Source organism: Olsenella absiana (assembly GCF_036408855.1).
Taxonomy (GTDB): Bacteria; Actinomycetota; Coriobacteriia; order Coriobacteriales; family Atopobiaceae; genus Olsenella_K; species Olsenella_K absiana.
In genome coordinates this window covers 403,118-420,897 of record NZ_JAZGJQ010000001.1, presented here as the reverse complement: position 1 = coordinate 420,897, position 17,780 = coordinate 403,118, and the positions used below count along the sequence as shown (strand labels likewise).

Here is a 17,780-nt window from a genome sequence, read left to right as displayed (position 1 = left end):
GGCGTCGCCTAGAGCTCGATCAGGTGGTCGGTGATGTAGCTCAGCCGCTCGTAGCCGTCCTCGGTCACGAGCACGTCGTCCTCCTGGCGCACGCCGCCCAGCCCCGGAACGTAGATGCCCGGCTCGATTGTGTGGACCATGCCCGGCTGCTCCTGCGTCAGGTTCGTCGGCCCCATGAAGGCGGGCTCGTGAATGTCGAGCCCGTAGTTGTGCCCGACGCCGTGCGGTATCTGGTAGCCACGGTCGTTCACGTAGCCGTGGATGGCGTTCGATATCTCCGCGTAGGTTACGCCCGGCCTCACCATGGACATGCCGAGCTCCTTGGCCTCCTCCACAATCTTCCAGATGTCGTAGAGCCTGGGCTCCTTGGCCCTGCCGAGCACGACCGTCCTCGTGATGTCGGAGCAGTAGCCCTTGTAGTAGGTCCCGAAGTCGATCGTGACGAAGTCGCCCTCCTCGAGCACGCGCTCGGAGGCCGTGGCGTGCGGGCAGGCGCCGTTGTCGGGCCCGGAGGCCACGATCGTCTCGAAGCAGAAGCCCTGCCCGCCGCGAGAGCGGAACTGGTACTCGAGCTGGTTCGCCACCTCGACCTCGGTCATTCCCGGCTTGATGTAGTCGAGAAGCCCGTAGAAGCTCCTCATGTTGATCTTGTCCGCCTCGCGGATGATGGCGATCTCGCCGGCGTCCTTGATCATGCGGAGCGGGGCGACGAGGTCGTCTCCCGCCTCGAGCGCGACGGAGCCGGAGTGCTCCTCGAGGTCGGCGAGGTCGGCGACCGTGAGGTCTGCGGCCACGTAGCGCGCCCGCGACACGCCGAGGTCAGCGAGGACGTCGCCGGCGCAGGTGTAGTAGTTGGCCGGCCTGCCCCCGCTTCTCTTGTATACGTGGACCTCAGAGACGGCGCCCACCTCGGTGGCCGCCTGGCTCTCGTAGCGCGCGTCGGTGACGAAGTGGCAGCCCTTCGGCGACACCACGAGCACAGCGGTCCCGTACTCGCCGGTGAATCCAGTCAGGTACTTGATGTCGGAGCCCTTGGAGACGACGTAGGCCTCGACTCCGGCCTCGGCGAGCCTGTCGATGAGCCTCTCGATCCTTGTTGCCATGCGAAGACCACCTTCCTCGCGGGGCCGGCAGCCCCGGTCCCGCGCAATCTACGTTTATCAGAGCAGCCCGCGCGCCGACGAGCGACCGCGCCTGGCGCGTCCGGGCACCGCGGCCGCACCCGGCGCCAGGCGCCCGGACGACCGCGGCGCCCCTGGGCTACACCAGCTCCGCGTCGATGGACTTGGCGCGGATCATGACGACGACCCCCACGACGACGAGCACGACGGTCATCATCGGGAAGATCATCAGCTGGGACTCGGCGGTCGGGAAGAAGTTCATGAGGATCATGCAGACCGCGTTGGCGATCGTCGTGGCCTGGGCCCAGGCGGACTGCATCTGCGTCTCGTAGGACTTCGGTGCGAGGCGGGACGTCACGGACAGGCCGATGGGGAACACCATCGTGTCGCCGACGGTCATGAACAGGTAGTACAGGATCGGGAGCAGCGGGGACACCTTGCCCTGCATCGCGAGGATGACCGGGAAGGAGAGCATGAGGTAGCCGAGGGCGTACCACAGGATGCCCGAGCCGAACTTCTCGGCCGTGCCGACCCTCTTGCCGAACTTGGTCGACCACAGCCAAACGAACACGGGACCGGCGACGATGCCGAAGGCGTTGTAGATCGTCGTGAAGGTGGCCGGTGCGAACTCGAATCCGAGGAAGGTGCGATCCACCTGCGTGTCGACGAAGATGGCGATGGCGGAGTTGATGAGCGTGGAGGCGATCATGACGACCACGTACATGAGCCAGATGCGCAGGAACGGCTTCAGGTTTGCGTGCTCCTGGGCGGTGATGTGCTTGTTGCGGAAGAGCTGCGCGAGGAAGGCGATCGGGATGACGAAGGAGACCGTCGTCAGGACGTTGATCACGCCGTCGAAGGTGAGGGTGCCGGTGGAGATCGTCACGGCGAGCACGGCCACCGCGACGACGGCGACAACGGCGACGACCTTGCCGATCCTGCTCGCCTCGGCCTTGCTCAGGGGACGAGCGGGCTTCTCGCCGATGTCGCCGAAGAACTTGTGCCTGAAGACGAAGATGACCAGGCCGTAGAGCAGGGCCCATACCGTGCCGACGGCGAAGCCGATGTGGTAGTTGTTCGCCGCGAGATTGCCCACGAGGATGGGCGCCACCACGCCGGAGACGGCGTTCATGGTGTTGTTGATCGTGTAGCCGGCGTCGCGGCGGGCGTGGTCACCGCGGCGGTAGAGCATGCCGAGCAGCGACGGGTTGGACGCGCCCATGATCGGCAGGCCCATGAGGATGACGCCGGTGATGCCGAGCACGCGGCCGAGCTCGAGCGTCGGCGCCGGGATGGCGAGCAGGCCGAACGCGAGGGCCTTGAGCAGGTTGCCGAGCACCAGGGCGCGCTTGGGGCCCATGACGCGGTCGGAGAGCCACGAGCCCACGATGACGAACAGGCTGTTCATGGCACCCATGGCCGAGATGATCGTACCCGCCTGTCCCTCGGTGAAGCCGAGGCCCTTCGTGAACGGGCTGTAGAGGTAGTAGATGAGGACCGCGTAGACGGCGCCCCAGGCGAAGGAGTTGCAGAGCGTGCCGAGCGACAGCGCACCAACGCCCCTGGGGTGCCCGAAGAACCCCTTGTCGTCGAGGATCGCCTCGGTCTTGGGATCGAGCCGCTCCTCTTCCTCCCCCGTTCTCTCCACTTCAGCTGGCATCCGTCTCCCCTTTCGTTTGAGATGGCTTGCGTACACCGGCGTCGCGACGTCGCGCGCCGATGGTCGAACCCCTGGTGGGCCGGCGCGGGCGCCGCCGCCTGCCGGAGGCGGCGCCCGCGCCGGAGTCGCACGGCGGCTAGCGCCGGACGTAGACCTGGTAGTCCTCGCCCTCGAGCATGCAGAGCGGGCGGACCCTGGTGCCGGTGCCGGCGACGACGAAGCTCGGCCCGTCCCCGTCCTGCACGAGGACCTCGTCGAGCGGCCGCTCGTCCGTGCCGAGGCGCAGGAAGTCGGACGAGGGCGTGAGGAAGGCGAGGACGTAGGGCCCCCAGCAGACGACGACCTTGTCGGGGTCGTCCGGTGCGGCCTCGAGCCTCGACGAACAGGGCAGACGGAACTCGAGGGAGTCGCCGTCATGCCAGGTCCTCTCGAGCTCGAGCCAGCGTCCGTCCCTCGTGGTCGCGACCTTTGCGGGCTCGCCATCGAGGAGCAGCCCCTCGGGGTCCGCCCACAGGGGCCTGCGCACGCGCAGGCGGAAGCGGGAGTCCGTGCCCGCGAAGGAGAGGACGACCCTGAACCCCCGACGGTCCTGCTCGACCCGCTGCCAGACCGCGACGCCGCGCTCCTCCCAGTCGACGTGCGAGGGCACGAACAGGGCTACCTCGAGCTCGTTGTCGGTGTGGTAGTAGACGCCGTCCGCGTACATGAAGTCGTCCTCGAGGCCGGTACCGTGACAGCAGGAGTTCTCGTCGTCGAACTCCTTGTGGAAGCCTGGTGCGAGCGGCATGAAGTAGGTTCGCGCGCCGCGCGCGTGCTTGTCGCCCGAGGCGAGCACGTGGTTGAGCATCGTGCGCTCGTAGTAGTCGAGCATCTCCGGGCGCCGCTCGTGACGATAGAGCCCTCGCGTGAGCTTGACCATGTTGTAGGAGCAGCATGACTCAGCCGTGTGCTCGGAGAGCTGTCGTGCCACGCGGTTGGGGTGGTGCCACATCTCGGACTCGCCCGTCCCCCCGATCGCGTAGACGTGGGCCCCCACGACGATGTCCCAGAAGTTGCGCGCGATGTCGAGGTAGCGCCGCTCCCCGGTGTCCTCGAAGAGGCGCAGCGCACCGATGACCTGGGGGATGTGCTGATTGGCGTGGACGTCCTCGAGGGTGTCTACGCCCTGCTCCATGGGCACGAAGAGCTTGTCGTTGTCGAACAGGCGGGCGGCGTCGATGAACTCGTGCCTGCCGGTGCGCTCGTAGAGCCTGGCCAGGGCATCGTTCATCCCGCCGAACTCTCCGGCGATGTAGATGCCCCACATGGTGGTGAGCTTCTCGTGAGAGAGTCGCGAGAGCCTCTCGTGGGCCCACGCGCCCATGCCCTCGGCGACCTCGAGCGCGAGTCCGTCGCCGAAGGCGTCGTAGCAGTCGAGCAGGCCCGCGAGGACCTTGTGGAAGGTGTAGTAGGGGGCCCAGACCTCCGGGTAGCGCACGTAGCGCTCGAGGCGGTCGAACTGCTCCTCCGGGAAGCCCATGAGGTAGCCCGCGTGCACGCCGGGGACCCGCTCGAGGGCGCGCTGGCACGCGGCGAGCGAGGCCACGAGGTAGGCGGCCTTCTCGCGCACGCGCACGTCGCCGGTGGCCAGGTAGCAGCGGGCGAGCGCGGAGAGGTAGTGGCCGGTCGTGTGGCCGCGCAGGAGGCACTCGGGCGCGTCCCAGCCCACCATCTGCGGGGCGCCCAGCGTGTCCAGGCCCGCGGTCGCGCGGAAGTTGTAGAGCATCTGGTCGTCGTCGACCGAGAGGAGGAACGCAAGGCTCCGCTGCTGCTGGTCGAAGAACTCGGAGCCCGCGTCGAGCCGGGCGGCGCCGGGGTCGAAGGAGTCGACCGCGCACCCGGTGGGCGCTAGCTCGGGCTCGAGCCGGGCGACCACCTCGACCGTCGCCTCTGCCGGGTAGGTGGTCCCCGCCACGTGGCCGGCGACGTGCCTCTCCCCCAGCTCGGCGAAGGTCTGCTCGATCCCGCCGTCCCACTCGACCGGGTGCGAGACCACGCGGCCGTCCGCCGTGTCCACGATCACGACCGCAGGCAGCCAGCAGGGCCTGCCGAGCTCGGCGCGCACGCGCGCCTCGTGGACGTGCTCGACCACGATGTCGTTTTTCGCCTCGAGGATGTGGACGGGGTAGGTCCGCGTCACCGTGCCCTCCGGGCAGGAGAACGTGGCCGTGAGGCGCACGTCGCGCGGGCCCATGCCGTACCTCGGCTGCGTGACCGTGCCGTCAGGGCGCACGAAGCGCTCGTTGTCAGACGACCATGAGATGCTCGAGCCGTTGGCGCCCCTCGTCGGGAGGTCGAGGTCGAACTCCACCGTGTTGAGGTTCGCGACGTAGAGCTGCTCGGCGTCGAGCTCCGCGGCACTTGCCATGTGCACTCCCTTCGCTCCTGGGTCCCGCGAGCCTTCTCGGGACGTCAATGTTTCACTGTTACGAAATTCTCTTCACGTGCGTGAATATTACACGCCTAGGGCCACCCTGGCCCCCCGCTGGACCAGACAGGCCGCTCGCGGGGCCCCTCGGTCCGCGAGCGGCCTGCGCGGACCGGGCGACGAGCGCGGGGGCGGGCGCCCGCTTTCGGGCGCTACCTCCCGATGAAGTCCCAGTCGAACTTGGTGTCGAGGTCGTAGGCGCGCGGACGTCCGGAGACGTCGTACCTGTCCTGGTTCCACCTCCAGGGCCGCGGCAGAGACTTCGCCGGGTAGACCTCCGCCATGAGCCGGAAGCCCACAGGGTCGTACTCCTCGAGCTCCTCGCGCGTGTTGACCGGCCCGCGGATGCCGTCCCACCTGCCGTCCACGCCCTCCTGCATCACGTCGAACCAGATCGTGGAGAGCGTCGCGAAGTACTCCTCGTAGTTGGAGATCGCATAGGAGTCGTGCCACAGCCCCTCGTCCACGGCGTGCCGGTAGGCGTCGCGCACCTGTCCGGCGAGGGTCTGGTCGTCGAGGAAGTTGATGCCCACCAGGTGCACGGCGTGACCGAACTCGTGGACGAGCACCATCTCGTGGGGATAGGCGGTCGCGTAGCGCCCCGACCTGAGGCGGATCAGGTTCGCCTCGGAGATGGAGGTGGTCGGCACCTCCGCGTCACCGCCGAAGCCGGCCACGTGGCGCGTGGCGAGCCAGTAGCCCATGCGGTGCTCGGGAACGTCGTAGGCGTCGTACTCGAGCCCGAACACCGCGACCTCGCAGCCCCGCTCCACGAGCTTATCGCCTATCTCGGGGTGCTTCTCGAGCATGAGGTCGCAGATCTTGGCTGCGACCTCGAGCGAGTAGGGTTGGACCACCTTGCTTCCCTTGATCAGGATGCCGCTTTCCGACCTCAGGAACGAGGTGTAGTGCGGGCGGTACGCGAGGGCGTAGGTGCGCCCGTAGTCGGCCGCGCGCCCCAAGAGGTCGTGGACCTCGCGCACCACGCGCACCCGCAGCTCGGACGCGCACGCCGTGTCAACGGGCTCGGCGAGGGCGAGCGTCGTGCAGCAGGTCTCCTTCTGGTAGCAGGTGCCATAGTTCCAGGGCAGGTCGCTCGTCCAGTGGAACAGCGCGAGCTCGCACCCGTCCTTCGTGACCGAGAAGTACCTCTCGTCGTCGGCGTGCACCACCTGCTCGTTCCAGCACAGCTCGATGCGCCTGTCGTCGATGAGGCGCGCCTCCACGACCTCGGGCCGCGCGATGCCGCCTGAGTCCTCGCCCATGTCGTCCTCCGTCCGCTCGGATGCAGCGGCCGCCCCCGTCTGGCAGCGCCGCCGTCTCAGGGCCGCCCTCGCCCGTCGCCGGGCGCTGGCGTCGTTAGCAGCGTAGCCAGACGCCTGCGTCGTTAGCGCTAGATTTCACATACGTGAAGCAAATTATTTGTACAGGCGTATCCGTTTCAGGGGCGAGCGGCAAAGGGGGCGGTGGCGCGCGGCCCGAGCGGCTATACTCGTACGAGCGGAAACGGGCCGGAAACGCCGCCCGTGCCGCGCGACGACGCCGGGCGGACCACGCCCGGCGAGGAACAACAGAGTCGAGAGGCATTACCGTGAGCTCTTCTGACAGCACCAGACCCGTCCGCGTGCGCTTCGCGCCCTCCCCCACCGGCAAGCTCCACGTGGGCGGCGCCCGCACGGCCATATACAACTGGGCGTTCGCCCGCGCCAACCACGGGACCTTCATCCTGCGCATCGACGACACCGACCCCACCCGCTCGACGGAGGAGAACACCCAGGTCATCCTCCGCGCCATGCGCTGGCTGGGGCTCGACTGGGACGAGGGCCCGCTCGTGGGCGGCGACTTCGGCCCCTACAAGCAGACCGACCGGCTCTCGATCTACCGCGAGGCCGCCGAGCGCCTGTGGGCGGAGGGCAAGGCCTACCCCTGCTTCTGCACGCCCGAGAAGCTCGCGGAGGACAAGCGGGCCGCCCAGGAGCGCCACGACCCCTTCCAGGGCTACCAGCGCACCTGCCGCGACCTCGACCCCGCCGAGGCGCGCCGACGCGTCGAGGCCGGAGAGCCCTACACCCTGCGCATCAAGGTGCCGCTCGACCGCGGCGACGTCCTCGTGCACGACGCGGTCCACGGCGACGTGCGCTTCGACGCCAAGGAGCTCGACGACTTCATCATCTTCCGCTCCGACGGCACGCCCACGTACAACTTCGCGACGGTCGTGGACGACGCGATGATGGGCATCACCCACGTCATCCGTGGCGACGACCACCTGTCCAACACGCCGCGCCAGATCATGGTCTACGAGGCGCTCGGCGCCCCGGTGCCGACCTTCGCGCACATCTCCATGATCCTCGGGCCCGACGGCAAGAAGCTCTCCAAGCGCCACGGCGCCACCTCGGTGGAGGAGTACCGCGACGCGGGCTACCTCTCCGACGCCTTCGTCAACTACCTGGCCCTCCTCGGCTGGGCGCTCGACGGCGACACCACGATCGTCCCGCGCGACGTGCTCGCCAGCTCCTTCTCGCTCGACCACGTCTCCAAGAACCCCGCGACCTTCGACACCAAGAAGCTCGACTGGATCCAGCAGCGCTACGTGCAGGCCATGAGCGACGAGGAGTTCGTCTTCGAGGTCCTCATGCCCGAGCTGGTGGAGGCGGGCCTCGAGCGCGAGGCCGACCCCGCCCACCGCAAGTCCTGGTACCTGCTGCTCGCGAGCGTCCTGAAGCCGCGGACCACCCTCACCCACGACGTGGTCGAGAAGGCCCGCTTCCTCTACGAGGGCGACGAGGTCACCTTCGACGAGAAGAGCGTCCGCAAGAACCTCGCCAAGGAGGGCGCCGCCGAGGCCCTCGAGGCCGCCCGCGAGGCGCTCTCCGCCGTCGAGCCGTGGGAGCACGCGGCGATCGACGCCGCGCTCGAGCCCGTCCCTGAGAGGCTCGGCACCAACAAGCGCAAGTTCTTCGGCGCGCTGCGCGTCGCGGAGTGCGGCAACCAGGTCTCGCCCCCGCTCGGCGAGTCGCTCGAGCTCCTCGGCCGCGCGACCGCGCTCGCCAGGATCGAGCGCGCGCTGCCGCTCGCCCAGGCGCCCGAGGCCTAGCGCCATGATGAACACGAGCGCGTTCGAGATCCTCGGCCCCGTGATGGTCGGGCCCTCCAGCTCCCACACCGCGGGCGCGCTGAGGATCGCGCTCGTGGCCAGAGAGCTCGCGCCGGGCCGCCTCTCGCACGTCACCTTCGAGCTCTACAACTCCTTCTCGCGCACCTACCGGGGCCACGGCACCGACCGGGCCCTGGTGGCGGGCATGCTCGGGCTCGCCCCGGACGACACCCGCGTGAGGGACTCCTTCGCGCTGGCCCGCGAGGCCGGCCTCGCCTTCGACTTCGTCGAGCGCGGCGAGGACGTGCGCCACCACCCCAACACCGTGGTCATCACGATGGAGGGGGAGCGCGGCGCCTGCGTGGTGACCGGCGAGTCGCTCGGCGGCGGGCGCGTGCGCCTCTCGCAGATCAACGGCGTGGCGGTCGAGGTCACGGGCGACTACCCCACCCTCTTCGTCGTGCACGACGACGCGGCGGGCGTCCTCGCGGAGCTCACCCGCGTCGTCTCCGCGGCGCGCCTCAACATCGCCACCCTGAGCAACTACCGCGAGCGCCGCGGCGGCACGGCCTACACGATCGTGGAGTCCGACGAGGCCGTCACCGACGAGCTCGTCTCCGAGGCGCTCTCCCTCGCCCACGTCCGCTTCGCCGCCAAGATCGAGATCCCCGGCACCTCGCCCGCCTCCGCGGAGGCTACGCTCGCCCACGGCTTCGAGACGGGCGCGGAGCTCCTGCGCGCCGTCGCGGCGCTGGGCGAGAAGGACGCGGAGGCCGGGGGCGCCGGCGAGGCCGGCACGGGGCGCCCGCGGGCCACGATCGGGCGGCTCATGCGGGCACGCGAGGCCGAGCTTTTGGGCGCCGAGGCCGCCGACGCCGGCATGGGGCGCGTGCTCGCGGTCATGCGCGACGAGACCCATGCGCCCCTCGAGAGCCCCCAGCCCTCCCTCGGGGGGCTCATCGGCGGCCAGGCGCGCTCGGTCCGCGACGCCTCAGGCGCGCTCGCCGCGCCCCTCATGGGCGAGACGCTCACCCGCGCCGTCGCCTACGCGATGGCGGTCCTCGAGCGCTCGGCGACGATGGGCGTGATCGTGGCGGCTCCCACGGCGGGGTCGGCAGGCGTCGTGCCCGGCTGCCTCCTGGCCGTCGGCGAGGCGGTGGGGGCGACGGACGAGCAGGTCATGGAGGCCCTGTGGTGCGCCAGCGCCGTGGGCGCCCTCCTCGCGCGCAACGCCTCCGTCTCCGGGGCGGAAGGGGGCTGCCAGGCCGAGGTGGGGTCGGCCTCCGCGATGGCCGCCGCGGCCCTGGTCGAGCTCCTCGGCGGCACGCCCGAGCTCGCCCTCGACGCGGCCTCCACCGCGATCGGCAATCTGCTCGGCCTCGTCTGCGACCCGGTGCGCGGGCTCGTCGAGTACCCCTGCCAGAACCGCAACGCCATCGGCGTCGCCAACGCCGTCAGCGCGGCGCAGCTCGCCCTCTCGGGCGTGCTGAACCCGCTGCCGTTCGACGAGGTCGTCTCTGCCCTCAAGTCCGTCGGCGCGTCGCTGCCCGCCTCCCTGCGCGAGACCGCGGTCGGCGGGCTCGCCGGGACGCCCTCGGCCTGCGACGCCTGCATGCGGCGCGCAGGCTCGTGCGCCCGGCGCGGGGACGCGAGGACGGGCTGCTAGAATAGGCCCCGGCCACGTCGCGCTCGCCGCTCGCGCCCGAAGGGGCGCGGGGCGCGCGGGGCGCCGTGGCGCACGCACGCAACCAGCGAGGAAGGCCACGCCCATGCCCGACGCCGAGACGAACCACGACACCTACGTCCGCAACCACGGGGAGCTGCTCTCCGTCCTCATGGGCGGCGAGCGCTTCGGGACCCACGGCGACGGCCGCCGCACCGTCGGCATCCGCCTCGAGCGCTTCGTCTACAACAGGCGCGCGCACCACACCGTGGGCTACGAGGGCGAGGGCGGGGTGCGCGAGCTCCTCGAGCACCTGAGGCAGTTCTTCGGCGGCCAGGGCGCCCAGGTGGTCGACGGCTGCCTCGTGGGCTTCTCCGGCCGAGTGCAGGTGAGCTCTGGCGAGCGCGTGGACCTGGACGTCTCGGTGGGCGCCGGGGCGCAGCTCGCCTGCTCGGTCGGCCCGAGTGCGCACGTCGCCTCCCTCCTCGAGGCGATCGAGGCCTTCGACCGCGAGGTGCACGTCGCCGCGGGCGAGCTGGGGCGCGACTACACGCTGCTCGCGGAGGGCTACAACCCCACCGTCTCCGGGCCGCTCGACGTCTCGCTCGTCCCCGAGACGCGCTACGCCCTCATGAACGCGTTCCTCTCGCAGACCGGGCGCTACGCGCGCGACGCGATGCGCTGCTCGTGCGCGACCGAGGTCACCCTAGACTACGGCGACGAGGCCGACGCGGCCGACTCCTACCGGCTCGCGGTCGCGCTCACGCCGCTGACCATGTTCCTGACGGACAACACGCGCAGCTTCCGCGGGTCGGACGCGCGCCACACCCCGCGGATGACGAGGTCGCTCGTCTGGGAGGAGGTCGACCCCAAGCGCTGCGGCGTCGTCCCCGGCACCTTCGACGGCCGCTTCACCTTCGAGACCTACGTGAGCTGGCTCGAGGGCCTCGAACCCATCCTGTTCACCGACTCCCTGGGGACCACCACCTCGACCGGCAGCCAGACCGTGGGCGACGTCCTGCGCTCGCGCGCCCTCTCGGGCTCGGAGATCGTCCGCCTCTACGACATGGCCCTGCCCGACGTGCGCCTGCGCGGCTACATCGAGCTGCGCCAGGCCGACTCTATGCGCCCGCGCTACGCCGCCGCCTACGCGGCCTTCCTCAAGGGCATCTTCTACAGCGACGAGTCCTTCTCCGCCGCGCGCGAGCTCGTCGGACGCGTGAGCGAGTCGGACGTGGAGCGGGCCAAGACCGCGCTCAGGCTGAGCGGCTGGAACGCGAGCGTCTACGGCAGGCCCGCGGCGGACCTCGTCGAGAAGCTCCTGCGCATCTCCCGCGCGGGCCTCTCAGACCCAAAGGAGCGGCGCATCCTCGACGAGCTGGCCACGCTCTGGGACGTCCGCATGGTCCCAGCGGACGCCTTCACCGCGGCGGACGTGCCGCCCCTCTCCATCAGGGAGTACCTGGGCATCTAGCGCCGTCGGCCGGCCGCGGGGCGCTCGGGTCGCGAAAGGTGCACGGCAGCCCCACGACGCACTTGCCGCACACGTCCGCGCCGAGCCTGCGGTCGAAGCCGTTCAGCCGGTCGTAGCAGGCCTTGCGGTCGAAGGTCCCCCGCTCCCCCAGCGCCCCGATGGGACAGCGGTCGACGCACAGGCCGCAGCTCCCGTCGCGCTTGTGGAGGCAGCGCTCCACGGCGAGCGGCGCGTCGGGGGCGATTGGCAGGTCGGAGACGAGCGAAAAGAGCCGCCCGCAGGTGCCGGCCTCGGTGATCAGCATATTGTTGAGCCCGAAGGTGCCGAGCCCCGCCGCGAAGGCGAGGTGGCGCTGGGACCAGTTGCTCAGGATGCGCCCGTCGCCTGTGAAGCCCGTGTCGCGGGGCGAGGCCGCGTGGTACCCCCACCCCTCGACGAGGCGGGCGACCTCGTCGTTTATCAACGGGAACACACGGTTGGTATCGTTGTAGGCGTCCACCCAGACGGCCGAGGGCTCCTCCCCGCCGCGGTTGGCGCGCTCGACGGCGGGCGCGAAGGGAAGGAAGTAGCAGACCACGACCGTCGCTCCCGGGAGGAACTCCTGCGGCAGGTGGTGGGTGGGCGAGACCACGCATCGCAGGTCGCGCACGCAGGCGCCCCCGGCGTCCGCGAAGCCGACCAGCGGGCGGCCCCAGTCCGTCGCAAGCCCGAGCCCCTCTCGGTAGCGCCGACAGAACCCTGCGATGCAGCTCGCGATCCCTGCCCTCGCCCCTTCTGCGTCCAGCATCTCGACCTCCTTGGTGCCTGCCGCCCCTCGGGCCCGCAGGCACCAAGTATGCCGCACAAACAAGGCAGGCCACCGACTCAATCGGTGACCTGCCGTATGTTTGGTAGCCCGTAGCAGATTCGAACTGCTGATCTCCGCCTTGAGAGGGCGGCGTCCTAAACCGCTAGACGAACGGGCCATATGTGGTGCCCCAGCTGAGTGGAGCGGGTAAAACATGGTAGCCCGTAGCAGATTCGAACTGCTGATCTCCGCCTTGAGAGGGCGGCGTCCTAAACCGCTAGACGAACGGGCCGTGCACGCGAAAGAATGGCTGGGCCTGAGGGAGTCGAACCCCCACTGACAGAACCAGAATCTGCTGTCCTACCATTAGACGAAGGCCCAATGAGTCAGCGCTTCCTTCAACGCGAGAAGATACTTTACAGGAGGGTTCGGAGGTTTGCAAGCACAAATCGGAAATAATTTTGCGGCCCCCGATTTTGTGGAGAGACGGCGAAGGCGGGCCTGCCGGACGCCTCGGGCGCAGGACCCCGCGGCCCGCGCACGTGACGCACCGCCGCCTGCCCGTCGACCCGGGAGCACCGTGGCCGTCTAGGCGCCCCTCTTGCTGAAGGACGGGCAGACCCAGCTCCTGCCGAGGTAGGGCTTGCCGTAGGGGTCCACCGAGGGGAAGAGGGAGTCCGCCTCGAGGGCGAAGCTCGCAAGCTCGCACTCGTGCGGATGCCGGTTGGTGAGCGTGTAGCCCTTCGCGCAGGTCCCGAAGTACTCGCCGTTCTTGGCGCTCTTCTCGATGCTCGAGAAGATGCAGTCGCTGCAGTGCAGTCCCGCCATGTGCACTCCTTAGGTCTCGTACCCCTGCGCCAGGCCCGCCGCCGTCGCGGGCGGACCGGCACGTCGCGGCGCGACGCAGGTAACCACGGCATTATGGACCCTGGCACCGAGGGGCCAGGCGCGGCTACAAAACCTTCAAAGTAGGCGCGGCGGCACGCGCCCAGGCGACCCCTAGAGCTCGAGCCACCTGAGCTCGGCCTCGCGGTCGTTGGGCACGTCGCCGTCGACCACGCAGGTCACGAGCGACTCGAGCACCATGCCGACGCCGGGGCCGGCAGGGATGCCCCGCTGCCGCATCACGTCCGTGCCGTCGACCTCGAGCTGGCTCACCTTGAAGGCGGCGTGCGAGGCGAGCGCCCGCCTCAGCGCGACCGCCATCTCGTCGAGCTCGTGGGCGTAGCCCGCCACCTTCGGCGACTTGGAGACGGCGTCGGCCCGCTTGAGGTCGAGCAGGTCGTAGGTGAGCGGCACCTCGCGCCCGGGGCAGGCGTGGGTGAACTTCTGCAGGGTCCTGAGCATCGAGCGCCTCGTAGGCAGGACCACGTGGTCGTGGTAGCGCACGAGCAGCGTCGCCGGGACGGCGACCTCGCCGGGGATGGCGAGCCGGCGCAGGATCTGCGCGCTCATCCTCGCCCCCGCCTTCGGGTGGCCGAAGAAGTGGCCACGACCGGTCACGTCCTCGCTGTAGGTCGCGGGCTTGGCGACGTCGTGCAGGAGCGCCGCCCACCTGAGCTGCGGGCTCGCGAGCCCTGCGGTGAAGGCCTCGCAGGCGCAGCAGACGTGGGCGGTGTGCTCGAGCACGTCGTACACGTGGAAGGGGCTGTTCTGGTCGAAGCCCCAGCTGTCCTGCAGCTCCGGGATGGCGGCGCACATGACCTCGGGCTCCGCCATGAGCGCCCAGCCCGCGCGCCCCGATCGCACGATCCCGTCCAGCTCCTGGCCGATCCTCTCCTGCGCGATGCCCGCCAGGCCGCCGGCGCTCGCGACCAGCGCGCGCTGGGTCGCAGGTTCGATGGAGAAGCCCATCCTGCAGGCGAAGCGCACCGCCCTGAGCACGCGCAGGGCGTCCTCGTCGAAGCGGCGCGCGGGGTCGCCGACGGCGCGGATCGTGCGCCCGAGAAGGTCGTCGGCGCCGCCGAAGGGGTCCAGGAGGCCGCGGTCGGGGTGCCAGGCCATCGCGTTTATCGTGAAGTCGCGCCGCGCGAGGTCCTCGCGCACGTCGGTCACGAAGCGCACCTCGTCGGGGTGGCGGTGGTCGGAGTAGGAGCCCTCCACGCGGTAGGTGGTCGTCTCCACGGGCCTGCCGTCCACGACCGCCGTGACGGTGCCGTGCCGCGTGCCCGTCTCGTGCACCTCGATCCCGGCGGAGGCGAGGACGCGCTCGGTCTCCCGCCAGGGGGCGGAGGTCGTCACGTCCACGTCGTGCCCGCGCACCCCCCTGAGGGCGTCGCGCACCCACCCGCCGACGACCCAGGCCTCCCAGCCGGCCGACTCGAGGGCGCGCACGACCCTGAGGGCGTACGCGGGGCAGGCCGCCGCGAGCTCGTCAGGCCGAGCCAACTCCACCGCGCCCATAGGACCCCCTTCGCCTCAGCGCCCGCGACCCCGACCGAGGGCGCACACGCCCGATCACGTGCATGCCGGATGCCAGTATACCGCCACCGCACGTGCGCCCTGCGCCGGCGCGGGGCGCCGGAGCGCTCGTGCTAGACTCTCGTGAGGCGGGGCCCCCGCCAGGACGCGTTGCATCCGCGCGGGCCGACCGCCAGCCATCACCGTACAACCACGAGGAGACCTGATGGACACGCATACCATAATCACCGCGGAGGACCTCGCCGAGGCCCGCACGGACTTCCGCTCCGAGCGCGCCAACGTCGTCGCGAAGAACGCCGTCACGTCGGTCGGCCTGCGCAAGGCCGCCCGCGTCCCCGAGGGCGTGGCGGCCAACCCGCTCACCTTCGACGTCGAGGTCGCCCAGGGCGACCGCTGCGACCAGAAGCGCTCCGGGCGCTGCTGGATGTTCGCCAGCCTCAACACGATGCGCTTCCGCACCATCAAGAAGTACAACCTCAAGACCTTCGAGCTCTCGCAGGCCTACCCGCTCTTCTTCGACAAGCTCGAGAAGAGCAACTGGTTCCTCGAGAACGTCATCGACACGGCCGACGAGCCGCTGCACGGCCGCCTCGTGAGCTACCTGCTCCAGGACCCCATCGGCGACGGCGGCCAGTGGGACATGTTCCGCGCCCTCGTGCGCAAGTACGGCGTCGTGCCCAAGGAGGCCATGCCCGAGACCGCCTGCTCCGAGAACACCGCCGAGCTCGACAGCTACCTCACGCGCTACCTGCGCGCCTCCGCCAAGCGCCTGCGCGACTCCCGCGCCCGCGGCGGCTCCGAGGAGGGCCTGCGCCAGCTCAAGGCCGAGGCGATGACCAACGTCTACCGCCTGCTCGTGACCTGCCTCGGCGAGCCCCCCGAGAGCTTCTCGGTGCGCCTGCGCGACAAGGACGACAAGCTCGCGCTCTCCGGCACCTTCACGCCGCAGGAGTTCTTCTCCGAGGCCGTGGGCATGGAGCTCGACGACTACGTCTCGCTCATCAGCGCCCCCACCGAGGACAAGCCCTTCGGCCACACCTACACGGTGAGCCGCCTGGGCAACGTGGTGGAGGCCGGCGGCGTCCGCTACCTCAACCTCGAGCCCTCCGAGCTCAAGCGCGTCGCCATCGCGCAGCTCAAGGACGGCCTGCCCGTCTGGTTCGGCTGCGACGTGGCGCAGAGCTACCTCTCGTCCGAGGGCATCATGGACACCGCCGCGCTCGACGTGGACGGCCTGCTCGGCTTCCGCGTGGAGGCCGGCTTCGACAAGGCCTCCCGCCTCGACTACGGCGAGTCCCTCATGACCCACGCGATGGTGCTCGAGGGCGTCGACCTCGACGACGCGGGCAAGCCGACCCTCTGGAAGGTCGAGAACAGCTGGGGCAAGGACCACGGCCGCGACGGCTTCGACACGATGTCCGACGCGTGGTTCGACGAGTACGTCTACCAGGTGGTCGTCGACAAGAGGTACCTCAGCGAGGAGGAGAGGCGGACCTACGAGACCGAGGAGCCGCGAGTGCTCGAGCCCTGGGACCCCATGGGCTCGCTGGCCCTTCTCCACTAGGAGAGGCCGGCAGGACGGGAAGCGACCGGCCGGGCGAGGCCCGGCACCAAGGAGGGACGGATGGCGGAAGACGGACGCCTCGTCGGCACCGAGTGGGCCGAGAGGCAGCACGACGAGTTCGTGGCGAGCAGGGCGAACAGGATCGCGCGAAACGCGGTCACGAGCTCGAACCTCATGAAGGCGGCGCGCGACATCTCCACGCTGCGCACCTACACGGACACCTACGGCGTGAGCGTGCCCAAGGTCGGCAAGATCACCAACCAGCGCCACAGCGGACGCTGCTGGATGTTCTCCACCTTCAACGTGCTCAGGCAGGGGACCATGGAGCTGCTCGACGTCGACACGTTCGAGTTCTCGCAGGCCTTCGGCATGTTCTACGACAAGCTCGAGAAGGCCAACGCGCTCCTCGAGAACGCCATCAGGCTGGCCTCGGAGCCCTGGGACGACCGCGAGCTCGACTTCGCGCTCGACTGGGGCGTCTCCGACGGCGGCTACTGGACGATGGCGACCAATCTGGTGCGCAAGTGGGGCCTCGTACCCAAGTCGGCGATGCCCGAGACCGCCTGCTCGCAGGACTCCGAGCAGATGGACCGCGTCCTCTCGCGGCTGCTGCACAAGGACGTCTACGTCCTGAGGTCGCTCGCGGACGGGGGCGCCGGCGAGGACGAGCTGCGCGCGAAGAAGGAGGAGCTCCTCGGGGGCGTCTACCGCACCCTCGCGATCTGCCTCGGCGAGCCGCCTGCGACCTTCAACCTGGAGATGCGCGTCGGCGAGCGCGCGAAGGTCCCGGCGGAGCTCCTGAGCGAGCAGCTGCCCCAGCCGACCGACAAGGACGGCAAGCCCAAGCGGCAGCTCGTGCTCAGGGACGAGGGGCTCACGCCCCGGGCCTTCGTCGAGCGCTACGTGCCCTTCGACCCGGACGGCTACGTCGAGCTCGTCTCCATCCCCGGCAAGGACAGGCCCTTCGGGCGCACCTACCACGTGGGGCTGTGGGACACCGTGCGCGGCGGCAGGCCGCAGAGGTTCCTGAACGTGGAGCACGAGGTCCTCGAAGACGCCGCCGTGGCCTCCCTCAAGGCGGGCGTGCCGTGCCAGATGTGCTCCGACGTGATGCAGGACTTCCCGCGCTACGTCGACGACCTGCCGGGCATCCTCGCCACCGACACGATGGACTACGAGGGGCTCCTCGACGTGGACCTCGCGATGGACCGCGCCGCCATGTACGACGCGCGCGAGACGTCCATGACCCACGCCATGGTCTTCCAGGGCGTGGAGCTCGGCGCGGACGGCCGCCCCAAGGCCTGGCGCATCGAGAACAGCTGGGGCGACCGCGTGACCGAGGACGGCTACCTCATCATGAGCGCCGACTGGTACGCGCTGTACGGCGGCGGCGTGGTGGTGCGGCGCGAGTTCGTGCCCGACGAGCTGCTGCGCATCTGGGACGAGGGGCCCGTCGTCGACGCCCTGCCCTGGGAAGGCATCTGCTGCGCGCTCCCGCCCCAGCGCTAGGCCGGCCTGCGCCCAGGCAG

The 17,780-nt window shown here is 70.0% G+C and carries 12 protein-coding genes and 3 tRNA genes; 5 read left to right on the top strand and 10 right to left on the bottom strand.

Going from position 1 to position 17,780, the window contains the following annotated elements:
- Window positions 1–8: 8 nt before the first annotated feature.
- The 4 genes from VXJ25_RS01760 to VXJ25_RS01745 all read right to left on the bottom strand — a co-directional run bounded on the left by VXJ25_RS01760 (window position 9) and on the right by VXJ25_RS01745 (window position 6,513).
- Window positions 9–1,103, bottom strand: a complete 1,095-nt coding sequence (locus tag VXJ25_RS01760; RefSeq protein ID WP_330957487.1) for a M24 family metallopeptidase — start codon at window positions 1,101–1,103, stop codon at window positions 9–11.
- 157 nt (window positions 1,104–1,260) lie between these two features.
- Window positions 1,261–2,781, bottom strand: coding sequence for a peptide MFS transporter (locus tag VXJ25_RS01755; protein ID WP_330957486.1), 1,521 nt, complete (start codon window positions 2,779–2,781; stop codon window positions 1,261–1,263).
- Window positions 2,782–2,917: 136 nt separating this feature from the next.
- Complete coding sequence (locus VXJ25_RS01750) at window positions 2,918–5,188, bottom strand: beta-L-arabinofuranosidase domain-containing protein (RefSeq protein WP_330957485.1); 2,271 nt, start codon at window positions 5,186–5,188, stop codon at window positions 2,918–2,920.
- A 212-nt stretch (window positions 5,189–5,400) separates the two neighbouring features.
- Window positions 5,401–6,513 carry a hypothetical protein gene (locus tag VXJ25_RS01745; RefSeq protein WP_330957484.1) on the bottom strand — a complete coding sequence of 371 codons (1,113 nt, stop codon included), beginning with the start codon at window positions 6,511–6,513 and terminating at the stop codon, window positions 5,401–5,403.
- A gap of 326 nt (window positions 6,514–6,839) precedes the next feature.
- On the opposite strand from VXJ25_RS01745, the gene gltX reads away from it, so the two are divergent.
- From gltX to VXJ25_RS01730, 3 genes are all read left to right on the top strand, one after another.
- Window positions 6,840–8,342 carry a glutamate--tRNA ligase gene (gene gltX, locus VXJ25_RS01740; protein ID WP_330957483.1) on the top strand — a complete coding sequence of 501 codons (1,503 nt, stop codon included), beginning with the start codon at window positions 6,840–6,842 and terminating at the stop codon, window positions 8,340–8,342.
- A 4-nt stretch (window positions 8,343–8,346) separates the two neighbouring features.
- Complete coding sequence (gene sdaAA, locus VXJ25_RS01735; RefSeq protein ID WP_330957482.1) at window positions 8,347–10,008, top strand: L-serine ammonia-lyase, iron-sulfur-dependent, subunit alpha; 1,662 nt, start codon at window positions 8,347–8,349, stop codon at window positions 10,006–10,008.
- A gap of 103 nt (window positions 10,009–10,111) precedes the next feature.
- Window positions 10,112–11,479, top strand: coding sequence for a glutamate-cysteine ligase family protein (locus VXJ25_RS01730; RefSeq protein WP_330957481.1), 1,368 nt, complete (start codon window positions 10,112–10,114; stop codon window positions 11,477–11,479).
- On the opposite strand, the gene VXJ25_RS01725 is transcribed toward VXJ25_RS01730, so the two are convergent.
- The 6 genes from VXJ25_RS01725 to VXJ25_RS01700 form a co-directional block, all read right to left on the bottom strand.
- Window positions 11,457–12,266 (bottom strand): hypothetical protein, encoded by an 810-nt coding sequence (locus tag VXJ25_RS01725; RefSeq protein ID WP_330957480.1) that lies wholly within the window; start codon window positions 12,264–12,266, stop codon window positions 11,457–11,459. The genes VXJ25_RS01730 and VXJ25_RS01725 overlap by 23 nt on opposite strands.
- A gap of 101 nt (window positions 12,267–12,367) precedes the next feature.
- A tRNA-Glu gene (locus VXJ25_RS01720) sits at window positions 12,368–12,444 on the bottom strand.
- Window positions 12,445–12,481: 37 nt separating this feature from the next.
- A tRNA-Glu gene (locus VXJ25_RS01715) sits at window positions 12,482–12,558 on the bottom strand.
- Window positions 12,559–12,573: 15 nt separating this feature from the next.
- Window positions 12,574–12,647 (bottom strand) — tRNA-Gln (locus tag VXJ25_RS01710).
- 207 nt (window positions 12,648–12,854) lie between these two features.
- Complete coding sequence (locus VXJ25_RS01705) at window positions 12,855–13,094, bottom strand: hypothetical protein (protein ID WP_330957479.1); 240 nt, start codon at window positions 13,092–13,094, stop codon at window positions 12,855–12,857.
- Between the two features lie 171 nt (window positions 13,095–13,265).
- Complete coding sequence (locus VXJ25_RS01700; RefSeq protein WP_330957478.1) at window positions 13,266–14,669, bottom strand: CCA tRNA nucleotidyltransferase; 1,404 nt, start codon at window positions 14,667–14,669, stop codon at window positions 13,266–13,268.
- A gap of 223 nt (window positions 14,670–14,892) precedes the next feature.
- Between VXJ25_RS01700 and VXJ25_RS01695 the strand changes: the two genes are divergently transcribed.
- Window positions 14,893–16,251 carry a C1 family peptidase gene (locus VXJ25_RS01695; RefSeq protein WP_330957477.1) on the top strand — a complete coding sequence of 453 codons (1,359 nt, stop codon included), beginning with the start codon at window positions 14,893–14,895 and terminating at the stop codon, window positions 16,249–16,251.
- Between the two features lie 60 nt (window positions 16,252–16,311).
- Window positions 16,312–17,760: a C1 family peptidase gene (locus VXJ25_RS01690; RefSeq protein ID WP_330957476.1), complete on the top strand. Its 1,449-nt coding sequence runs from the start codon at window positions 16,312–16,314 to the stop codon at window positions 17,758–17,760.
- Window positions 17,761–17,780 lie beyond the last annotated feature (20 nt).